16 protein-coding genes are annotated in these 21,116 nt (G+C 33.8%); 7 read left to right on the top strand and 9 right to left on the bottom strand.

The window, feature by feature from the left end; all coding sequences use genetic code 11:
- The coding region (gene uvrA, locus AACZ41_RS12300) for an excinuclease ABC subunit UvrA (protein WP_339628787.1) at nucleotides 1-2,753 on the top strand (2,753 nt) is incomplete at its 5' end.
- 134 nt (nucleotides 2,754-2,887) lie between these two features.
- The gene (locus tag AACZ41_RS12295) at nucleotides 2,888-4,075 is read left to right on the top strand and encodes a hypothetical protein (RefSeq protein ID WP_339628786.1); all 1,188 of its coding nucleotides are present in this window, start codon (nucleotides 2,888-2,890) and stop codon (nucleotides 4,073-4,075) included.
- A gap of 66 nt (nucleotides 4,076-4,141) precedes the next feature.
- Here the strand turns inward: AACZ41_RS12295 and AACZ41_RS12290 are convergent, their stop codons facing one another.
- Nucleotides 4,142-5,023 carry an RluA family pseudouridine synthase gene (locus AACZ41_RS12290; RefSeq protein WP_339628785.1) on the bottom strand — a complete coding sequence of 294 codons (882 nt, stop codon included), beginning with the start codon at nucleotides 5,021-5,023 and terminating at the stop codon, nucleotides 4,142-4,144.
- A 145-nt stretch (nucleotides 5,024-5,168) separates the two neighbouring features.
- On the opposite strand from AACZ41_RS12290, the gene AACZ41_RS12285 reads away from it, so the two are divergent.
- A complete protein-coding gene (locus tag AACZ41_RS12285; RefSeq protein ID WP_339628784.1) occupies nucleotides 5,169-6,206 on the top strand; it encodes an AI-2E family transporter in 1,038 nt (345 codons plus the stop codon).
- Here the strand turns inward: AACZ41_RS12285 and AACZ41_RS12280 are convergent, their stop codons facing one another.
- From AACZ41_RS12280 to AACZ41_RS12265, 4 genes are read right to left on the bottom strand one after another with little or no spacing between them, the layout of a single operon-like run.
- Nucleotides 6,207-7,661: a lipopolysaccharide biosynthesis protein gene (locus AACZ41_RS12280; protein WP_339628783.1), complete on the bottom strand. Its 1,455-nt coding sequence runs from the start codon at nucleotides 7,659-7,661 to the stop codon at nucleotides 6,207-6,209.
- Nucleotides 7,661-8,932, bottom strand: a complete 1,272-nt coding sequence (locus AACZ41_RS12275) for a glycosyltransferase family 4 protein (protein WP_339628782.1) — start codon at nucleotides 8,930-8,932, stop codon at nucleotides 7,661-7,663. Before AACZ41_RS12275 ends, AACZ41_RS12280 begins: the two co-directional genes overlap by 1 nt.
- A complete protein-coding gene (locus tag AACZ41_RS12270) occupies nucleotides 8,932-11,367 on the bottom strand; it encodes a YfhO family protein (protein ID WP_339628781.1) in 2,436 nt (811 codons plus the stop codon). Before AACZ41_RS12270 ends, AACZ41_RS12275 begins: the two co-directional genes overlap by 1 nt.
- A 32-nt stretch (nucleotides 11,368-11,399) precedes the next feature.
- Complete coding sequence (locus AACZ41_RS12265) at nucleotides 11,400-11,654, bottom strand: DUF4834 domain-containing protein (RefSeq protein ID WP_339628780.1); 255 nt, start codon at nucleotides 11,652-11,654, stop codon at nucleotides 11,400-11,402.
- A gap of 87 nt (nucleotides 11,655-11,741) precedes the next feature.
- Here AACZ41_RS12265 and AACZ41_RS12260 point away from each other — a divergent pair, with 87 nt between their 5' ends.
- The gene (locus AACZ41_RS12260) at nucleotides 11,742-12,824 is read left to right on the top strand and encodes a transporter (protein WP_339628778.1); all 1,083 of its coding nucleotides are present in this window, start codon (nucleotides 11,742-11,744) and stop codon (nucleotides 12,822-12,824) included.
- An 86-nt stretch (nucleotides 12,825-12,910) separates the two neighbouring features.
- Nucleotides 12,911-14,032 carry a GTP cyclohydrolase gene (locus tag AACZ41_RS12255; RefSeq protein WP_339628777.1) on the top strand — a complete coding sequence of 374 codons (1,122 nt, stop codon included), beginning with the start codon at nucleotides 12,911-12,913 and terminating at the stop codon, nucleotides 14,030-14,032.
- A gap of 62 nt (nucleotides 14,033-14,094) precedes the next feature.
- Here AACZ41_RS12255 and AACZ41_RS12250 read toward each other — a convergent pair whose 3' ends face one another.
- The 3 genes from AACZ41_RS12250 to AACZ41_RS12240 form a co-directional block, all read right to left on the bottom strand.
- Nucleotides 14,095-15,354, bottom strand: a complete 1,260-nt coding sequence (locus tag AACZ41_RS12250) for an aminotransferase class I/II-fold pyridoxal phosphate-dependent enzyme (RefSeq protein ID WP_339628776.1) — start codon at nucleotides 15,352-15,354, stop codon at nucleotides 14,095-14,097.
- Between the two features lie 114 nt (nucleotides 15,355-15,468).
- Complete coding sequence (locus AACZ41_RS12245; RefSeq protein WP_339628775.1) at nucleotides 15,469-16,509, bottom strand: cysteine synthase family protein; 1,041 nt, start codon at nucleotides 16,507-16,509, stop codon at nucleotides 15,469-15,471.
- A gap of 78 nt (nucleotides 16,510-16,587) precedes the next feature.
- Nucleotides 16,588-18,645 carry a S9 family peptidase gene (locus AACZ41_RS12240; protein WP_339628774.1) on the bottom strand — a complete coding sequence of 686 codons (2,058 nt, stop codon included), beginning with the start codon at nucleotides 18,643-18,645 and terminating at the stop codon, nucleotides 16,588-16,590.
- A gap of 126 nt (nucleotides 18,646-18,771) precedes the next feature.
- On the opposite strand from AACZ41_RS12240, the gene AACZ41_RS12235 reads away from it, so the two are divergent.
- Complete coding sequence (locus AACZ41_RS12235; protein ID WP_339628773.1) at nucleotides 18,772-19,098, top strand: YbaB/EbfC family nucleoid-associated protein; 327 nt, start codon at nucleotides 18,772-18,774, stop codon at nucleotides 19,096-19,098.
- 673 nt (nucleotides 19,099-19,771) lie between these two features.
- Nucleotides 19,772-20,086, top strand: coding sequence for a YegP family protein (locus tag AACZ41_RS12230; RefSeq protein ID WP_339628772.1), 315 nt, complete (start codon nucleotides 19,772-19,774; stop codon nucleotides 20,084-20,086).
- 2 nt (nucleotides 20,087-20,088) lie between these two features.
- Here the strand turns inward: AACZ41_RS12230 and AACZ41_RS12225 are convergent, their stop codons facing one another.
- Nucleotides 20,089-21,111 (bottom strand): GntG family PLP-dependent aldolase, encoded by a 1,023-nt coding sequence (locus tag AACZ41_RS12225; protein WP_339628770.1) that lies wholly within the window; start codon nucleotides 21,109-21,111, stop codon nucleotides 20,089-20,091.
- Between the last annotated feature and the right edge of the window lie 5 nt (nucleotides 21,112-21,116).

The raw sequence follows: 21,116 nt of genomic DNA, 5'->3' as shown, positions 1-21,116 counted from the left end.
AAGAAAACATCATAATTAAGGGTGCCAAACTGCACAATCTTAAAAATATAGATGTTGTTATTCCCAGAAATAAATTTGTTGTGATAACAGGGTTATCTGGATCTGGTAAATCTAGTTTAGCTTTTGATACATTATATGCAGAAGGTCAAAGACGATATGTAGAAAGCCTTTCATCTTATGCAAGACAATTTTTAGGTAAGCTCGACAAGCCAAAAGTTGATTATATAAAAGGTATTGCCCCTGCGATTGCAATTGAGCAAAAGGTAAATTCGACCAACCCAAGGTCAACAGTTGGCACAACCACTGAAATTTATGATTATATAAAACTTCTGTATGCCCGTATTGGTAAAACATATTCACCTATTTCTGGTAAAGAAGTAAAAAAGCATACCGTTACGGATGTTATAAATCATGTAAGAACCTTTGAAGACCAAACTAAACTTTTGCTTCTTGCACCAATCACCATTCGTGATGATAGAGATGCAACAAAATCGTTGGAGTTGTTTTCAAAACAGGGCTATGCTCGTATTAAATACAAAAACGAAGTATTACGTATTGACCAAGCCCCTGAAGATATTGGCAAATCCTTTGACCTAGTAATTGATAGAATTATCACTAAAGATGATGAGGATTTTTACAATCGACTAGCAAATGCAATAGATACGGCATTTTTTGAAGGTAAGGGGAATTGTATCGTTGAAGAATTAAGCAATGGCAATCAAACGCCATTCAGTAATAAATTTGAGCTTGATGGAATAACCTTTCTTGAGCCAAATGTGCATTTGTTCAGTTTTAATAATCCTTATGGTGCTTGTCCCAAATGTGAAGGTTATGGTGATGTAATAGGGATTGACCAAGATTTAGTAGTGCCGAACACCGCGCTATCTGTTTATGAAAATGCAATTTTTCCGTGGCGTGGTGAAAGTATGAGTTGGTACCGTGATCAACTGGTAAACTCCGCTTATAAATATGATTTCCCTATTCACAAACCTTGGTATGAGCTATCGGAAGAACAACAACAACTTGTATGGAAAGGTAATGCTCATTTTATAGGCTTACATAAGTTCTTCGGAATGTTGGAGGAGAAAAGTTATAAGATACAGAATAGGGTAATGCTATCTAGATATCGTGGTAAAACCAAATGCGATGTTTGTAATGGGAAGCGATTACGGCCCGAAACCGATTACGTAAAAGTTGGTGGAGCTTCAATTTCATCGTTAGTAGGGTTGTCCATAGAAAAACTGATTGTTTTCTTTCACGAACTGAAACTAAATGAAAATGATGCTACAATTGCCGCTAGGTTATTGATAGAAATAAATACTCGACTTGGTTTTTTAGAAAAAGTCGGCTTAGATTATCTTACCATTAACCGTAAATCGAACACGCTTTCAGGTGGCGAAAGTCAACGAATTAACCTTGCGACATCATTAGGAAGTAGCTTGGTAGGATCTATGTACATATTAGATGAGCCAAGTATAGGGCTACACCCTAAAGACACTGAGAATCTAATTGAGGTTCTTATATCTCTACGGAATTTAGGCAATACCGTTATCGTTGTAGAACATGATGAAGATATCATGAAGGCTGCAGATATGGTAATTGATATAGGTCCAGAGGCTGGCACACATGGTGGAAAAGTGGTCGCCCAAGGAACGCTAAGTGAGATACTAAAATCTAAATCCCTCACTGCTCAGTATCTAAATGGAAAAATGGAAATTAAGGTTCCTAAAGAACGAAGAACTTCCAAAAATCATATTACTATAAAAGGGGTTAGGGAACATAACCTCAAAAATATAGATGTAACCTTTCCACTTGATATGCTTACCGTAGTAACGGGAGTTTCAGGAAGTGGAAAAAGTACGTTGGTAAAAAAATTGCTTTATCCAATTATATTAAAAGAAGTAGGTGGCTATGGTGAAAAAGCAGGCCAATTTACTTCTGTAGAAGGCAAATACAAACATATCAAGCATGTAGAGTTTGTAGATCAAAACCCAATTGGTAGGTCTTCACGTTCTAATCCCGTCACCTATATTAAAGCATACGATGATATTCGAAATTTATATGCTAGTCAAAAATTAAGCAAAATCAGGAATTATCAGGCCAAACATTTTTCTTTTAATGTTGATGGTGGGCGTTGTGAAAAATGCAAGGGCGAAGGTGAGATTACTGTAGAGATGCAGTTTATGGCCGATGTTCATTTAGAATGTGAAACATGTGGCGGTAAACGCTTTAAGAAAGAAGTGTTAGAAGTTACTTTCAACAATGCCAACATCGATGATGTTTTAAATATGACCATCGACGATGCAATTCTATTTTTTGAAACAGGAGAACAAACTAAAATTGTAACCAAACTTAAACCATTACAAGATGTAGGACTAGGTTATGTAACATTGGGGCAATCATCCTCTACTCTTTCAGGTGGTGAAGCTCAACGTATTAAATTAGCATCTTTCCTTATTAAGGGAAGCACCAAAGATAAAGCGCTATTCATTTTCGATGAACCTACAACAGGCTTACACTTTCATGATATTCAAAAATTATTAAAATCATTTAATGCTCTTATTAAAAAAGGACATTCAATTGTGGTGATAGAGCATAATATCGAATTAATAAAATGTGCCGATTATATCATTGACCTTGGTCCAGGTGGTGGTGAAAATGGCGGACATTTATTGACAGAAGGCACACCAGAAGAGGTAGTTAAAAGTAAAAAATCTTTTACTGCCGGGTACTTAATGGAGAAATTACATTAGTTCTTCAAACACCAAAACAAAATATAATAAACTGATTATCAATACAATAATTAGTTTCTTGTATTTTTGGCACGTTGTTTGTAATATGATAATCGGGTATGAATATTTATACTCAGAATTTAAAACCTTATATCATGAAGAACTTAGTACTCCTTTTTACAGCGATGATTTTTGGCACCACAGGTGTTTTCGCTACAGGTATTAACGAAAATAAGGTTGCTTCGAGCAATGCTTATAGATACGACAACTCATTTATTTTTGTAGAAAATGGAATTACATTTTCTGTATATCCTGACGGGGAATTTGATTTTTATATAGAGAATCAAGTATCCGGTAGAAGAAATGGCATAACCTTTAACTCTGGTTATGATTACAGCCCATATGCTCAGTATGATGATTACGGAGCGGTAATACAGGTTGAAAATGTTCCAATTTACTATGACTATTATGGTCGTGTAAATCAAATTGGAGATGTAGATATCAATTACTTAAACAATCGTGTACGTAGAGTCGGTGGTATGAATGTTTACTATAATAATCGTGGTTTTTACGATTACCACACGGGTTATATCAATATTTACAATAGAAACTATGTGTACCAACCATTTCACAGATGGTTTGTAAGACCAGCATTAGGTTTTAGCTTTGTATTCAATAGTCCTTATAGAAGATATTATACACCTATTAGATATTCTTACTACAGTCCTTATAGAAATAATCATAGAAGAGCTTATGTTAATGTTGGTAAGCAGTATAGATATAACAAGGTAAGAAATGAAAGAGCTACTGTTTACAGAAACGACAAGCGAGTTGCTGTTAGAGATAATTCTTATAGGAGCAATAGAACTGTAGCAAAAAGAGATTATGGTTTAAGAACTAGCAGAACATTAGCTTCTAATAATAAAACTAGATCTAATAGAGATGCTGTTTCAACTAGATCTGCTACATCACGTAGCAATCAAGGTAGAACAGTTAGCAAAAGAGAGGATACAAGAACTAGTAGAAACAATGGTGCGGTGAACAGAGCAAATAATTCTGTGGCACGTAGCGGTCAAGGTAGAACAGTTACTAAGAGAGAGGTGACAAGTACGCCTAGAAGTACAACTTTAAAAAGAAGTACTACTACGTATAAAAAACCTGTAGCTAGAAGTACAGATACAAGAACTCAACGTGGAAGCACAGCTTCTAGAACAGTTACCAAAAGCCCTGCTAGAACTCAAAGAACTGTAAGTAGAAGTAAAACATCAAGATCAGTAAGTAAAGCTCCTTCAAGAAGCACAACTTCAAGATCAGCTACAACTAGAAGTAGTAGAAGTAATTAAGATAGTTTTTAGGTTGGTTAGTTGTTTAGCGCCGTAATGAATACGTTCATTACGGCGCTTTCTATATTAACCTTTTGTTTCAGAAATATAATTTGGAAATAGCTTTATAATTTTTTTAGGGCTTAAGGCTGTTATAAACATTTCTTCTTCAGAAATAGGATGAATAAACTCCAAAGAATGCGCATGTAGATATAGTCCCTTTCCTTTTAAAAGTAAATCCTCTAAAAAATAAGTTGCATCACCTAAGATAGGATTTCCAATTGCTAACATATGCTTTCTTAACTGATGCCGACGACCTGTTTTAGGGCTTAATTTTACCAAATTCAAAAATTTAAATCTTTGAGAAGTAATCGTTTTTATAACTTTATAGGTTGAAATAGCTCTTTTACCATCTATAGGTATATCTATAGTACCTAATGGTTTCAAACTTCCAATAGTGACCGCATGGTAAATTTTATGTATTTTCTTGTTATCAAATAATTGATTCAATGCAATTATTGCAGTATTCGTTTTACCTACCAAAAGACAACCAGTAGTTGCATAATCCAAACGATGAACAGGTTGTGGTTGTACAGCATCGAAAATAGGGCTTGTCTTTAAGTTTTGGCTTAAAGCATTCGCGACTGTCTTAAAGCTGTTTCCACTTACCAAAATACCAGCTGGCTTATTGATTACCGCTAAGTAATCATCCTCATAAATAACCCCTAGGTTTAATTTGAGTCGCTTGTTCAAATTATTATCTGCGTAATAATAATATTCAATTCTTTCCCCTCCCTTAATAAAAGTAGCGGTAGAAGCAACTTTACCGTCAACAAAAACCATTTCCTTTTTAATAGCTTTTTTTAATGCAGACTTTGATGTAATTCTTTTAAACACCCCTACCCCATATTCTTGCAATCTTTTTGCTTCTAAATTAATTTCTGCGATATGGGTTTCTACGAATTGCATATAAGATTGTCTGTACTGTAATTATTTTTGCTATTTAGGCTATCAAGTAATTTTTGAATCACAAAATTAAGGATGTGAGTTAATTAAAATAGCATTATACATATACCTTTCACCCAATTTTAAATTCTCTAGAAAAGCCCCAAATATGAAAAGGATAAATCACAAGATTATTAGACAGCTTATAATTCTGTTGCTTATCATATTTCTAGGAGGATTAATTATAAAATATATGCTTCCTTATATCTCTGGGGTTCTTGGGGCACTTACTCTATATGTAATTCTAAGAAAGTGGATGTTAAAGCTAATCAATAAAGGTTTGAAAAGAACATGGGCGGCCTTACTACTTATTATTGCTGCGATTATCGGTATTTTTTTACCCTTATCAGGTGCAGTTTTCATGTTAAGTTCAGAACTAGGAAATTTAGCCGATAAATCTGAACAAGTAACAATGGCACTTAAAGAACAAATATTTCAACTTGAAAAATATGTACAGTATGATGTATCCTCTACAATAGATCCTGAACAAGCATCAGGTTGGCTAACTGAAAATCTTCAAGGTTTCGCGAGCGGAACTTTCAATATGTTCATTTCATTTGGCATACTTCTATTTTTACTGTACTACATGTTAAAAAGTCCGAAGCAATTAAAGGATTCACTATTGGAATATCTTCCTTTGAGCAATAACACATTGGTGATATTGGGTAAGGAAATAGAAAGTGTTGTACGATCAAATGCAATAGCAATTCCTCTAGTTGCATTGGCACAAGGTGTAATTGCTCTTATTGGCTTTTTCATTTTCGGAATTGAAAATCCTTTATTCTGGTTCGTTATCGTAACCATAGGATCTATGATTCCATTTATTGGAACGTTCATTGGTATATTTCCGGTATTTGTTTTAAGTATGGCTAGCGGAAACGATTTTCAAGCTTGGGGAATATTGCTATACGGAATTTTAGTAGTTGGTATGACAGATAACCTTATTCGACTATTTGTATTAAAAAAACTAGATAGTATTCATCCACTAATTACATTAATCGGGGTATTAATTGGTATTCCTCTGTTCGGATTTGTAGGTCTTATATTTGGTCCACTAATCATAAGTCTTTTCTTAATTATAGTTAAAATCTATAAACAACAATACGGTATACAAACCTCCCGTAAAAAGGTAGAAACTAAAATGTAATTATCTACTTAAGTATTTACTCAAAAAACCAAATACATCTTCAGATATCTTAAATCTGTACAGAACACCTACATACATAATTATCATCAATATGCTCTTAACTGCAATATTTATGATAGGTTGAAAAGGAAAAGAGAATGTAGAAAATAATACGCCGACAACAATCAATAAGGCAAAAACTTTCCAAGTTTCATGGGTGAAGGGAACAATTTCAAACTTTGCCTTCACATAAACTAATTTCAACGTATTGTATATAAAAAACGCAGTAAAACTGGCTATAGCAGCACCATCTATTCCATAAGTCGGTATAAGCCATAAGTTGAATAATACTGCCAAGGCAGCCAATAAAACTCCAAAAAACAATATTGACCTGTAGTAGTCTGAATTGAATAATATGGAATTATTATTACCCAAAAGAGCGTCGTAAACTTTTGCCAATCCTATCCAAAAAACAATCATAAAACCTCCAGAATATTTTTCAGGAAGCAATTCATATAATTCGCTTAGGTTAACAAGAATTAATAGAAAAAGTAGACCTGAAATAATGAAAAGAGTCAATGAACTTTTTTGATATAGACCTTTCAATGCTGACTTGTTTTTATCATTTAAATATGTTGCCGTTAACGGATAAGTTATTTGATGCATCGCTCTAGATGGTACCGCAATGGTAGAAGCAATGAACCCGGCAACAGCGTAGTAAGCTACATTCTCAATTTTTAGAAAATTATTCAACATAACCTTATCAAGTTCCATAAGAACAATGGCGGTAGAACCTCCTAAAATTATTAAAGCACTATATCTTACAATGTTCTGCCAGTTATCTGGAAAACTAAAATTAAGTTTAGGTTTACGTAATTGGTAAGCATAGATTTTCATTATTACCGTTCTTATCACATAACAGCCAACCAAACCATTAATAAAGAACTCAATTTCAATAATCTTAAGCCATAATAGCAGCAACAATATAGTTTGAGCAATTCTACAAAAAATTTCTTTCATAAAATTACCGAACATAGATTTCATTCGAATTCTTGCCCAAGCATAAAACACTTCAAAATAGGCCATGGCCATACCTACAATAAAGATATGCCATATGTAATCTCTAACGATATCATTTTCTTTTGAAAGCAGGTTACCAATAGCTTCATTTGTAAAATAGCTAAGTATACCTATAGGAATTATGAGTGCTAAAGGAAGTAATAACATTAAGGTCAAAAATCCGTCTTGAGAACTATCATTTTTAAAATTAGAGTAGAATTTCACTAAACTATTAGGTACCCCAAATGCAAGAATCGGCATCAGTACAGCAGAAACAGATAAAATAACTTGAATAAGTCCGTAATTTTCGGGCCGCATAAAATTGGTGTACAAAAACAAGGTATTTACCGCTCCTATCGCAAAACCAATATAGGTGACGATAGTATTATTCAATGATTGTTTTAGTACGATTCCCATTAAATATATTCGGCCAATTTTCGAGTGAGTTCTCTTCTACTATATTGCTCAATATCTTTGGAGGATACTGATAATTCCCCTTTCTGAAATTGAGCAAACCAATCTAAAATTACGTTTTTAAGGGCAATGTCATCTGAATATTCAAATATGTAACCTGATTTGGTATCGGTAATAATATCTGCAACTTCCCAATTTTTCGGTCCTACCCCTAAAATAGGTCGTTTGGCCGCCATATATTCAAATAATTTCCCAGGAATAATTCCAATAGTTTCTTGCGAATCAATTTCTACAAGAAGTAAAATTTGTGAAGCTTTTTGAAATTCAATAGCTTTTTCATGCGAAACGTATCCAACAACTTCAAAGTGGGCCTGTAAACCCAAATCATTCAACGACTGTAATACATCATTACTGATTACACCTATAAATTGTAAATGCAGGGCATTTTTAAAATCAACATTATTCTTCAATAAGTCGGATAAAACTTGCCATAATTTAACTGGATTACGCCCTGTAAGCATAGATCCTATATGGGAAATAGTAAATTTTTTATCAAGCTTTTGAGTACTTGATATCTCACTATCGAATCCGTTTGTAATTACTTTTATGGGCTGCTCGGTAATTTGTTCAAACTCTTTTTTGGTCGTGGCACTGGTAACAATAATTTTATCGGCAGATTTTAGAACTTTGGATTCTAACAGTTTATGCTTCCGTTTCGCAGAAGAAGTGAGCTTTAATTTTTTATGATAGCCAATAGTTGTCCAAGGATCTCTGAAATCTGCAATCCAACTTACAGGTTTTATTTGCTTTAAATAGTACCCTATAAGATGAACACTATGCGGTGGGCCAGTAGTAATTATTGTATCTATTCCTTCTTTTTCTAACACACCCTTTAAATAATTCACCGATGGTTTTACCCAAAACTTTCTAGCATCGGGAATAAAGAGATTACCTCTGATCCATAAAAATATTTTTTCAATAAACGACTGATTTTTAGACTGAATGATACCTGAACTAATACGTTTTGTCTTCTTATTAGAAAATAAGGAAGCCAATCGATATGGTTCCTTTATAGGATGCTTGTAAATAATTAAATCGCTCGGAATATCCTTTAAAAATGTGCTGTCAGTAAGTGGATAATGTGGATTCTCAGGAATATACAATACCGGTTCAACATCAAAATCTCTAAGATACTTTACAAACTTGAGCCAACGTTGTACGCCTGGTCCTCCAGCGGGTGGCCAATAATACGTAATGACCAGAACTTTTCTCATTAATTCTCTTCTTCTTTTTTAGACTTCCAAAAAGAAAAACCTAATCCGCCAACGATTACAAGACCTAGTAAAATAGTACTTGCAAGGGTTATTTTACTACCCTGAACAACAACTTCAGGTTCAAACTTAAATTCTATTTTATGCGCTCCTGAAGGAACATTTAAAGCCCTTAGCACATAATCAACTTTAAAATAATCACTCTCTACACCATCTATATAAGCATTCCATCCATTCTTATAATACATCTCTGAAAAAACAGCAACGCCTTCATTACTATTCTTTGATGCATAGGTAAGATGATTGGGCTCATAATCAATTAAAGAAATCGATGCTATAGAATCAACTTGAAATTGTAATTGAATAACATCTTTAAATGTAGATGTATTTACAACTGCAACATTCTTGGTATCTAAACTGTCTAACGCCATAATCTCTGCGTTCGCATTTTCAACAAGTTCAAGCTGTTTTATAAACCAAGCATTGCCATTTGCATTCGGATTTTCGATTGGAAATGAATTACCTTCCTGATCTTGCCTAATTACATACTTTACATTCAACATATTTAAGACCGACAAATTCCCATTGTATACATGAAAATCGAATAAATCTTGCATGCCTGCAGGTTTGGCTGCATGGTAGCCAGTTATACTCTGATGAAAATATGCTGTTTTCGCTGAATCAAAACCATCGGTTTGGTCAAAAACACGAAATACTCCATCATCTTTAGCAATCAACTTGTTGGCACCAGATTCTTGAAAAGGCTCTAACATTTTACGTTTAGAAACAAAGTTATCATTGTTGACATAGCGTAAATCGACTCCGACCAAATCAACCACGACTAGTACACCGATGGCAATAATTACGGTATTTATCTTCAATTTCTCCTTCAAATAAAACCATATCAATAATGTGGTAACCAAAACATAACCTAGCGAACGTAATAAATCACTAGTATAAACACTTTTACGATCTAAACGTAACATCTCAGGAAGCTCTTCTAACCCGGTCATTCGAAGATTATCATCGGTAGCACCCACAAAATTAAAAGCTCCCTTAAATACAAATAATAATATACCTAAGCCAAAAACAGTTCCAGCAGCTAAAGTCAAAGATTTAATTTTATCGGCTTGCGGAACTTTATCCATAAACAACTTTTTCAAAGCTAACATTGCCAATATAGGCACACAAAGCTCTAATACAATTTGAATGGAAGAAACCGCCCTAAACTTATCATATAACGGAAAATAGTCGATCATGAAATCGGTAAGCGTGCTAAAATTTTTACCCCATGATAAAACCAGCGAAACCAAAGAACCAATCAAAAGCCACCATTTATGTTTTCCTTTTACCAAGAATAATCCTAAAACAAAAAGAAAAAATAGTACAGCACCTAAATAAGCCGGACCTGATGTACCTGGTTGATCCCCCCAATACAATGGCAATCCACTAACAAAATTTAAGGCACTTGATCTTGGCAAGCCTTTGTCAATTAAATAATTGAAAGATTTCGAATCTTCGCCTAAGTTTTCTTGACTTGCTCCACCAAAAAGACGAGGCACAAACAAATTCAATGATTCTGTAATGCCGTAACTCCAATTCGTTATATATCCTTTACTTAAACCACCTGAATCTTCTTTTGCAGAACCATCTGGGTTTATGGTCAATTCACTTTTACCACGTGTACTCCAATCCGCATATTCTTTAGTAGCCATTAAGCCCGTAGCATTTGCCGCGATACCAAGAGTAACTGCCAGCAATAAGATTCCCACAGAAATAAAAAAATGTTTGATTTGCTTTTCCTTAATTGCATAAACTAAATACACCATACCCAAAACAAGCACAAGTAGCATAAAGTAATAGGTCATTTGATAATGATTAGCAGTGATTTCTAAAGCCATTGCCAAAGCCGTTAAAACAAAACCCCAAAGATATTTTTTCCTAAAAACAAGAATAATACCAGACAAAAGAACTGGCAAATAGGCAATAGCATGAGCTTTTGCGTTGTGCCCAGCACCTAAAATAATTATAAGGTAAGTTGAAAAACCAAAAGCTAAAGCTCCTACTATAGCTAAACGATAATCGACTTTCAAACAACAAAGAAGAATATAAAATCCTATAAAATATAAAAATAGATAATCGGCAGGTCTTGGTAAAAATCGAATTAATCGATCTAATTGTTTAATATAATTATGAGGATAATTTGCGCCTAATTGATAAGTGGGCATACCACCGAATGCGCTATTTGTCCAATATGGTTCTTGGTCTTTAGATTTTCTAAAATCGTTCTGTTCCTTTGCCATCCCAATGTATTGGGCAATATCATGCTGGTACATTACTTTACCTTGAAGCACCGGGCTGAAGTATGCCAAAGCAGCAATGATAAAAAATACAGTAACAAAAAAATGGATGAAAAAGAATTTTAAGCCTTGCTTCATGTGCTAAATAAGTAGTGTTTTAGCAAAGATAACTAGTCTAGCTCTTCAAAATCAATGTATTCGCCTACTTTTTCTGAATCGGCTTTCTTCTTTGAAGTTTTTTTATTTATAATAACGTCTCCAATGTTTTCATTATCTGAAGCAGGTTCATTATCAAAAGCTTGCTTAAAATGCGATTCAGTTTTCTTTACTGCGTAGCTTAAAATTTTTGGAGCAAATAACTTTACTAAAAATTTTAGTAAGTAATACACCAAAAGAATTATCAATATAGTTTTTAAAAAAGCCATTTTATTACTGTCTATGTATATCAAAAATACAATTATCACGTTGTATAAATAGAATCATAATATTAAAATAATTATAAAATCGTGTTCATGAATAGTCTATTTGTCTACTCAAAATCCTATCAATACGTATTAAGCATTCTACTATTACTACCCTTAGCTGGTATTTCACAATACACAGATGTTATAAATTCTAACAGACCAGGCCTTTCGGTTAGTGCTTATGCCGTAGGAAAAAATGTGGTCCAAGCAGAATTAGGTGTATTCTATGAACAGCGCGACCACTCTTTACTAAACACCCAATCTGATATTTGGGCGAGTGACATATCATTACGTTACGGCTTATTATTTGAACGATTAGAAATTAATTTTGAAGGTACTTTTCAAGATCAAGATATCACCTACTCAAATTTTAATCTCTTAGCAAAGCGTAGAGATTTTTCAAGAAACCGATTGGGTCTAAAATATTTAATTTATGATCCGTTCAAAAATCCAGAGGCGAATAAACCAAATTTATATAGCTGGCGAGCAAATAATAAATTTCAGTTTAAAAATTTAATCCCGGCTGTTTCATTATATGGTGGAGCCAATTTCGTTATTGGTGACAATCCTTTTTATGTTGGTGAACCAACACTGTCCTACCGAGGTATGATCGCTACTCAAAGTCGTATAACTCCAAGATTTGTATTGATTACTAATACTGCTTATGACCGTATTAGCTCTGATGACCCTGAATTAAGTTACTTAATTTCCTTGTCTCACGCTTTTAGAAACCCAAAGTGGAGTGTATTTATTGAACACCAGGGTATACAAAGTGATAGATATGCCGATTTATTGATTAGAGGAGGAATTGCACATTTACTGAAAGAAAACTTACAGTTAGATTTTAATATGGGGGCTAGTTTAAAAAACACACCTTCCCGAATTTTCATAGGACTAGGAGGTTCATATAGAATGGATTTTCATAAAGATAGCTTAATTGCAATTGAAGATCAAGATGCTGATCAAAATGGTGGGGCCATTGATAAGGATGCGATGAAAAAAGAAAAAAACAAAAAGAAGAAAGGCAAAGGCAGCGGAGCTGAAGACATTGACCTTGGACCTTCTAAAAAACAGCTTAAAAAATTAAAGAAGGCAGAGAAGAAGAAAGAGAGTAACGAAATAGACTTTTAATACTTAAATATCTAAATTATTTTCATTCTATACCCCTTTTCAGTTCTAATTAATATTCCTAATATTGATACTTCTAAAGAAGTTCAATGATTACACTACATGAAGCTAAATCAAAGCAAGACTTAAAACGCTTTGTAACCTTTCCTTTTTCGTTATACAAAAATAATAAATATTGGGTACCACCCATAATCAATGATGAATTGGAAAGTTTTGACAAGAATAAAAATCCTGTTTTTAAAGATGCTGAAGCTTGGTTTTTTCTTGCCTATGATGGGGATAAATTAGTAGGTCGTGTTGCCGCAGTAATTAATCAATTAGAAGTTAATCAACAGAATGTAAAAAAAATGCGTTTTGGATGGTTCGATTTTATTGATGATCCCGCAGTGTCAAAAGCACTTTTAGACAAGGTGGCTGAAATTGGTAATCAACACAACCTAGAATACATGGAAGGCCCTGTCGGTTTTTCTAATTTAGACAAAGTAGGTGTTTTAGTTGAAGGTTTCGACCATATAGGTACGATGATTACTTGGTACAACCACCCTTATTACAAAGACCATTATGAAAATTTAGGTTTTGTAAAGGAGAAGGAATACATGGAAAATAAGTTTCCGGCTAAAAATGCTGATCCAAAACTTTTTTCAAAACTGAATGACTTAATAAAAAGACGCTACGGATTAAAAGAGATAAATTTCACAAAAACTAAAGAGGTTATGCCTTTGGCCGACGAAATGTTCGACTTATTCAATGAAACCTATGCTAGTCTTTCTTCATTCGTTCCTATTACCGAAATACAAAAAGCTTATTTCAAGAAAAAATATATAAGTTTCATAAATCCTGAATATATAAAATTCATAAAAGACAAGGAAGATAAATTAATTGCTTTTGCCATTGTAATGCCTTCATTTTCTGAAGCCCTACAGAAAGCGAACGGTAAATTATTTCCCTTTGGTCTATACCACCTTTTAAAAGCTAAAAAGAATAGTAAAGATGTTATCTTTTATCTAGTAGGCATTCACCCTGAATATCAAAACAAAGGGGTAACTGCTGTAATTTTTAATGAGTACTATAAAACATTTACTGAGAAAGGTATCGATATGTGCTATAGAACTCCCGAATTAGAAGAGAATCTTGCCATCAAACAAATGTGGAAACATTTCGACCCAGTGATTTATAAACGCAGAAGAACCTATAAAAAATCACTAAGCTAAGCACAAATTAAAAGGCCAGATTCAAATTTGAATCTGGCCTTTTAAATTATAATAACCGGAGATTACTCTCCCATTGCCGCTGCAACTGCAGCAGAAAGTCTTTTGTACGTTCCATTTTGCAAACGCTCACGAATAGATGAAAAAGCTGTTAAAGTTTCTTCAACGTCTTGTAAAGTATGTGTAGCTGTTGGAATTAAACGAAGCAAGATAAGTCCTTTTGGAATTACCGGATACACCACTATTGAACAGAAAATACCATGATTTTCACGTAAGTCTTTAACTAATGCCATTGCCTCAGGAATACTACCATTTAAGTAAACAGGAGTAACACAACTTGTTGTGGTACCTATATCGAAACCGTTCTCTTTTAAACCGTTTTGAAGTGCATTAACATTCTCCCATAACTTAGCTTTAAGCTCTGGTTGAGTACGTAACATATCTAATCGTTTTAATGCCCCCTTCACATAAACCATAGGTAATGATTTAGCGAACATTTGTGAACGAAGATTATATTTTAAGTAATCAATAATTCCTTGATCTGCAGCAACGAAAGCACCTATACTAGCCATTGATTTGGCAAAAGTTGCCAAATAAACGTCAATGCCATCTTGCACACCTTGCTCCTGCCCTGCTCCAGCACCAGTCTTTCCTAAAGTTCCAAAACCATGAGCATCATCAACTAACAAACGGAAATTATATTTATCCTTTAAAGCAACAATCTCTTTAAGAATACCTTGTTCTCCACGCATTCCAAAAACTCCTTCAGATATAACCAAAATACCTCCTCCAGTTTGATCTGCCATTTTGGTGGCGCGCTCTAAGTTCTTTTCAAGACTTTCAGGATTGTTGTGAACAAATGTGAATCGTTTACCCATGTGCAAACGCACACCATCAATAATACAAGCATGACAATCAACATCGTATACAATAATATCATCTTTTGTTACAAGTGCATCTATTACAGACATAAAGCCTTGGTAACCAAAATTCAATAAATAAGCTGCTTCTTTTTCGACAAAGGCCGCACATTCTTGCTCTAATTGCTCATGAAATTCAGTATGACCACTCATCATTCTTGCGCCCATTGGATAAGCTGCACCATATTCTGCCGCAGCTTCGCCATCAACCTTTTTAATTTCAGGAAGATTTGCCAAGCCCAAATAATCGTTGATACTCCAGGTAATAACATCTTTACCTTGAAATTTCATTCTATTAGAAATAGGGCCTTCTAATTTAGGGAAAACGAAATATCCTTCAGCTTGTGAAGCCCATTTACCCAAAGGACCTTTATTCTCTATAATTCTATCAAATAAGTCTCTCATTGCTTAATTCAGTTCTGTCTACAAAAGTAAATAATTTTGATTAGGTAACATAAATTATTTACAACGCAAAAAAGTGGGCTATAAACCCACTTTTTTAAAATTATTTACTTTGTATTATTTTATAAATTGAATCTCTTGTGTTTCCTCTACAGTATTTGTATTTAAGAACCCTTGATCTTCCATCCATTGATCACTATATATTTTACTCATATATCTAGAACCATGATCAGGAAAAATAGCAACAACATTACTATTCTTATCGAATGTATTCAATTCATTTAATTGTTTAATTGCCTGCATTACCGCACCACTTGTGTAACCGACAAAAATACCTTCTGTTCTAGAAATTTCTCTAGCCGTATGTGCACTTTCAGCATCGGCAACCTTTATAAACTCATCTATAATTGAAAAATCGGTCGCTCCTGGAATCAAATTCTTACCTAAACCTTCAATACGGTAAGGATAAATTTCATTTGTATCTAATTTTCCAGTTTCATGATATTTCTTCAATACAGAACCAAAAGCATCAACACCAATAACTTTAACATTAGGATTTTGTTCTTTCAGGTAACGTGCCGTGCCAGAAATAGTACCACCTGTTCCACTACACGCAATTAAATGTGTTATTTGTCCACCTGTTTGTTCCCAAATTTCAGGACCGGTAGATTTATAATGCGCCTCCATATTCAATTTGTTGAAATATTGATTGATATAGATAGAGCCTTTTGTCTCTTTATGTAATCTTTTAGCTACTTCGTAGTAAGATCTAGGATCATCTGCACTTACGTGCGCAGGACAAACATATACTTTTGCGCCCATAGAGCGAAGCATATCAATTTTATCTGGAGATGATTTTGAACTTACCGCCAAAATGCAATCGTAACCTTTAATGATACTGGCCATAGCTATGCTAAAACCAGTATTACCAGAAGTTGTCTCAATTATAGTACTACCTTCTGTAAGTAAACCTGCTTTTTCCGCTTGCTCAATAATATGAATCGCAATTCTATCTTTAGAAGAATGACCTGGATTAAAAGCCTCGACCTTTGCGTAAAAATTACCGGTTAGACCTTCAGCAATTTTATTCAACTTAACTAGCGGTGTATTACCTACTAATTCCAATATATTGTTGTAAGCCCTGATCTCATTTTTCATAAGGGGGTTCAAAGTTTAGTTGTTTCTATAAACGAAATTTGTTAAAATTTCTGATGCAAATCTACTATTTTTTTTCAACTATGCGATTTTCCCTTCTAAATCTAAAAGAAAGGCATATTCTTTAGAGACTTCACGCAAAGATTCGAACCTTCCGGAAGCACCTCCATGGCCAGCTTCCATATTGGTATTAAGAAGTAATTGATGACTATCTGTTTTTAAATCCCTTAATTTAGCTACCCATTTAGCAGGTTCAAAATATTGCACTTGAGAATCATGCAAACCAGTAGTCACCAACATATTTGGATATTCTTGTGCAACAACATTATCATATGGCGAATAAGACTTCATATAATCGTAATATTCCTTTTCATTCGGATTTCCCCATTCATCATACTCACCAGTTGTTAGAGGTATAGAATCATCTAACATTGTGGTTACTACATCAACGAAGGGTACAGCTGCAATTATGCCCTTATAAATTTCAGGTTGCATATTGATAATAGCACCCATTAGCAAGCCACCTGCAGACCCTCCCATAGCATATAAATGCTGAGCACTGGTCATTTTTTGTTCGATTAAAAATTTAGAACAATCTATAAAATCGGTAAAGGTGTTTTTCTTTTGCAGAAGTTTACCATTTTCATACCATCTTCGCCCTAAATACTCCCCTCCCCTTATATGTGCAATGGCGTAAACAAAACCACGATCCAATAAACTTAAACGAACAGTAGAAAAATAAGGGTCTATAGTAGCGCCATAAGATCCATATGCATATTGCAATAATGGTGTATTTTCATCTAAGACCGTATCTTTTCTATAGACTAATGACATAGGTATCTTTTCGCCATCACGAGCTTTAGCCCACAAACGAAGTTCTTTATAATTTTCCTTGTCAAACTTACCACCAAGCACTTCCTGTTCTTTCTTGACATCTTTCGCTTTTGTTCGCATATTAAAATCAATAACCGAACTTGGAGTAGACATTGAATTATAAGAATACCTTAAAATCTCGGTATCAAAATCAGGATTACTACCAACGTAGGCAGTATATGTTTCACTTTGAAATGGTAAAAAATATTCCTCGGTACCGTCCCATTTAATTATTCGAATCTTATTAAGTCCGTTTTCCCGCTCAGAAAGCACATAGTATTCTTTAAAAATATCGATATCTTCTAATAACACTTCTTCACGATGGGTAATAAACTCTTGCCAATGTTCAGATGCAGTCTCTTCTTCCGAAGTCCGCATTAACTTAAAATTCTCTGCCTTATCCTTATTCGTTAAAATGTAGAAGTAATTCTCATAATGAAAGATGGTATACTCTAGACCTCTTTTTCGTGGAGAAAAAACTACAAACTCACCATCAGGATTATCGGTAGGTAAAATTTGAAATTCAGAAGTCAATGTACTAAATGAACCTATTACCAAATACTTTTTCGATTTGGTACGATAAATAAATGTGCTAAATGTATCATCATCCTCATGAAAAATAAGAACATCTTCAGAAGTTGGCGTCCCCAACATATGCTTGTAAATTTTATCAGAACGAAGTGTTACCGGATCTTTTCTTGTATAAAACAAGGTCTTATTATCATTAGCCCATACACCACCACCTGTAGTATTCTCTATTTTATCTTCTAAAATAACTCCAGTTTCTAGATTTTTAACCTGTAAAGTATATTGCCTTCTTGAAACAGTATCGACACCAAATGCAGCCAATTTATTATCAGGGCTGATAGCAATGCCACCAAGACTAAAATAATCATGCCCTTTTGCCATATCATTCCCGTTGAACATTATTTCTTCTTCAGCGTTTAAATGCTGCTTAAATCTTGAGTACAAGGGGTACTCGCCCCCTATTATATATCGCGTACTATACCAATAATCATTCAATTTATAAGGCACGGAAGAATCATCTTCTTTAATTCTACCTTTCATTTCTTGAAATAAATTTTCTTGAAACTCTTTGGTATGTGCCGTTAGCGTTTCGTAATATGAATTTTCAGCTTCTAGGTATGAAATAACTTCTTTATCTTCCTTGTCATTAAGCCAGTAATAATTATCAAACCGAACATCATCATGAATGATTAATTTCTTTTCTACTTTTTTCGCTATTGGCGGATACTTAAGACTCATATTAAGTTCATTATTTGATAAGCATGTAAAAATAAGACTAATTCACAGATCCTCTTTTAGAATACTTAAAAACAAAAATGGCTCCCAATTTCATTATTTTTACATTTTAAATCTAAATATTAAATTATGTTCGGAGATATGATGGGAATGATGGGTAAACTTAAAGAAACCCAACAAAAAGTAGAAGCCACTAAAAAAAGATTGGATACGGTTACACTTGAAGAAAAATCAAATGACAACTTATTATCAGTAACTATAACTGCCAATAGACAGATAAAGAAAATAGCAATAGATGATAGTCTTTTGAAAGACAAAGAACAATTGGAAGACTACCTCATCATGACTTTAAACAAAGCCATACAAAACGCTACAAACGTTAATGAAGCAGAATTAGCGGCTGTAGCAAAAGAAGGAATGCCCAATATTCCTGGTATGGATTCGTTATTCAAGTAACATTGGTATGCTTTTTATAATTAACCAATAAAATATGTTATCCGTTTATTTATACTACACCTATTTATAACCACCCAGGCAGATTATGCTAGCTTAGATGATACAAAATGGTTAAAGGATTACGGATTCTGTTATTTCAAAAGCGAAGAAACAAAAGAAAAATGTACTAGTCTTCATTAACGTTAAAGACGGTTGCCCCCATGTAAAATGCTGAAAACTGATTTGATCGACACAAGCCAATTACAAGAATTAAATACTTCTCTATGTCAATATATCTAAAAATCAAAGATTTATTATCAGAAAAGCAGCTACTTCAAAATAAAGAATTGCTTATCAAATTAAATAAAAAGGAAGGTTTTCCCGCTATTAAAAGTTTTGGATTCTAAAGGAAAGGAAATTAAAGAAGTATCTGGTTATAGTATGAATATAGTGGTAAATTAACACCTCCGACTTCTGAAAAAAATATTTAAGAAATTGTCTTTCAAGTACAAAAAAGGCTTATACAATTGTGTAAGCCTTTTTTACTTTGTCTAAAAACAATGTTAGTTCTTAATTAATCCAAAAAATTAAAATCCAATTTTAAACCAACTGCACAAACACCGCAACTATTAAGACACACTATTATTCAGAGAGTCACTTAAATTCAGAGAAATTATTATATATCTTTAAGGATATGATAAAGATTAATAAAAAAAAAGACGGCAAATTTGAGTTTAAATTAAAATCAACCAATGGCAAAACCTTGCTTAAAAGTATTTCATTTTCGAGTAAAGAAGAATTAGATAAGACCTTAAAAGATTTTAAGGATTTAAAAGATACTAGAACGATTTTTTTTGAAAGGAAGACAAATACCGAAGGTAAATTTCTTGTAGAGTTAAAAAACCAAAATGGGCAGACTTTAGGATCTAGCGGACTTTATACTTCGGAGGCAGGAATGGAGAACGGTATTTTAAATATTTCTAATAGTCTTGAGCTAAATCTTCAATAAGCTTAGAACGCAGCCAGTTGATTTAATAATTCATCGTGCATTGCGTCCGTGTAGTCTAAATGAGTGACCATACGCAATTTGCCTTGTCCCATACCAATTATCAAGATACCCTTTTCCTTAAGTTTATTAACAAATTTATCGCTAGTCATAAATGACTCATCTATTTCAAATATGACAATATTAGTCTCTATCGGCTCCACCTTTTTTATAAATGGCTTTGCTAACAAAGCTTTCCCAATCTCTTGGGCTTTTTTATGATCTTCCGCTAATCGTTCAATATGATTATCTAAGGCATAAATAGCCGCAGCCGCTAAAAATCCTGATTGTCGCATTCCACCACCAAAAATTTTACGAATTCGAATTGCCTTATCTATTTGATCTTTTGTTCCCAATAACAATGACCCAACTGGGCAGCCAAGCCCTTTACTTAAACATACGCTAATAGTGTCGAACAGTTGACCGTACTGAAGAGCAGTCTCATTCTTTTCAACCATAGCATTCCACAAACGAGCACCATCTAAGTGAAATCCTAAATGGTGTTCGTTACAAACTTTCCTTATTTTTTGAAGTTCTTGAAAATCCCAACATGTACCACCGCCTTTATTTGCAGTATTTTCAACACAAACTAAGGTAGTCAGCGGACTATGATAAAAATCTGGTGGGTTAATAACTGATTCTACTTGAGCAGCTGTCATTGTACCTCTAGTACCATCGACCAGTCTACAAGATACTCCACTGTTAAAACTTACTCCACCTCCTTCATAATTGTAGATATGGGCATATTTATCACAAATAAGCTGTTCACCAGGCTGTGTATGTAATTTTATAGCCGTCTGGTTTGTCATAGTACCACTTGGAAAAAATAAAGCAGATTCCATACCAAAAAGATTTGCTACTTTTTCTTCTAAAGCATTAACCGTCGGGTCTTCTTTAAACACATCATCACCTACAACTGCTGCCATCATAGCATCTAACATACCAGGTGTCGGTTTTGTTACGGTATCACTTATAAGATTTATTTGCATTGTAA

It is taken from the genome of uncultured Maribacter sp., from assembly GCF_963974015.1.
Classification (GTDB): domain Bacteria; phylum Bacteroidota; class Bacteroidia; order Flavobacteriales; family Flavobacteriaceae; genus Maribacter.
This window is presented reverse-complemented; position numbering and strand designations above follow the sequence as displayed.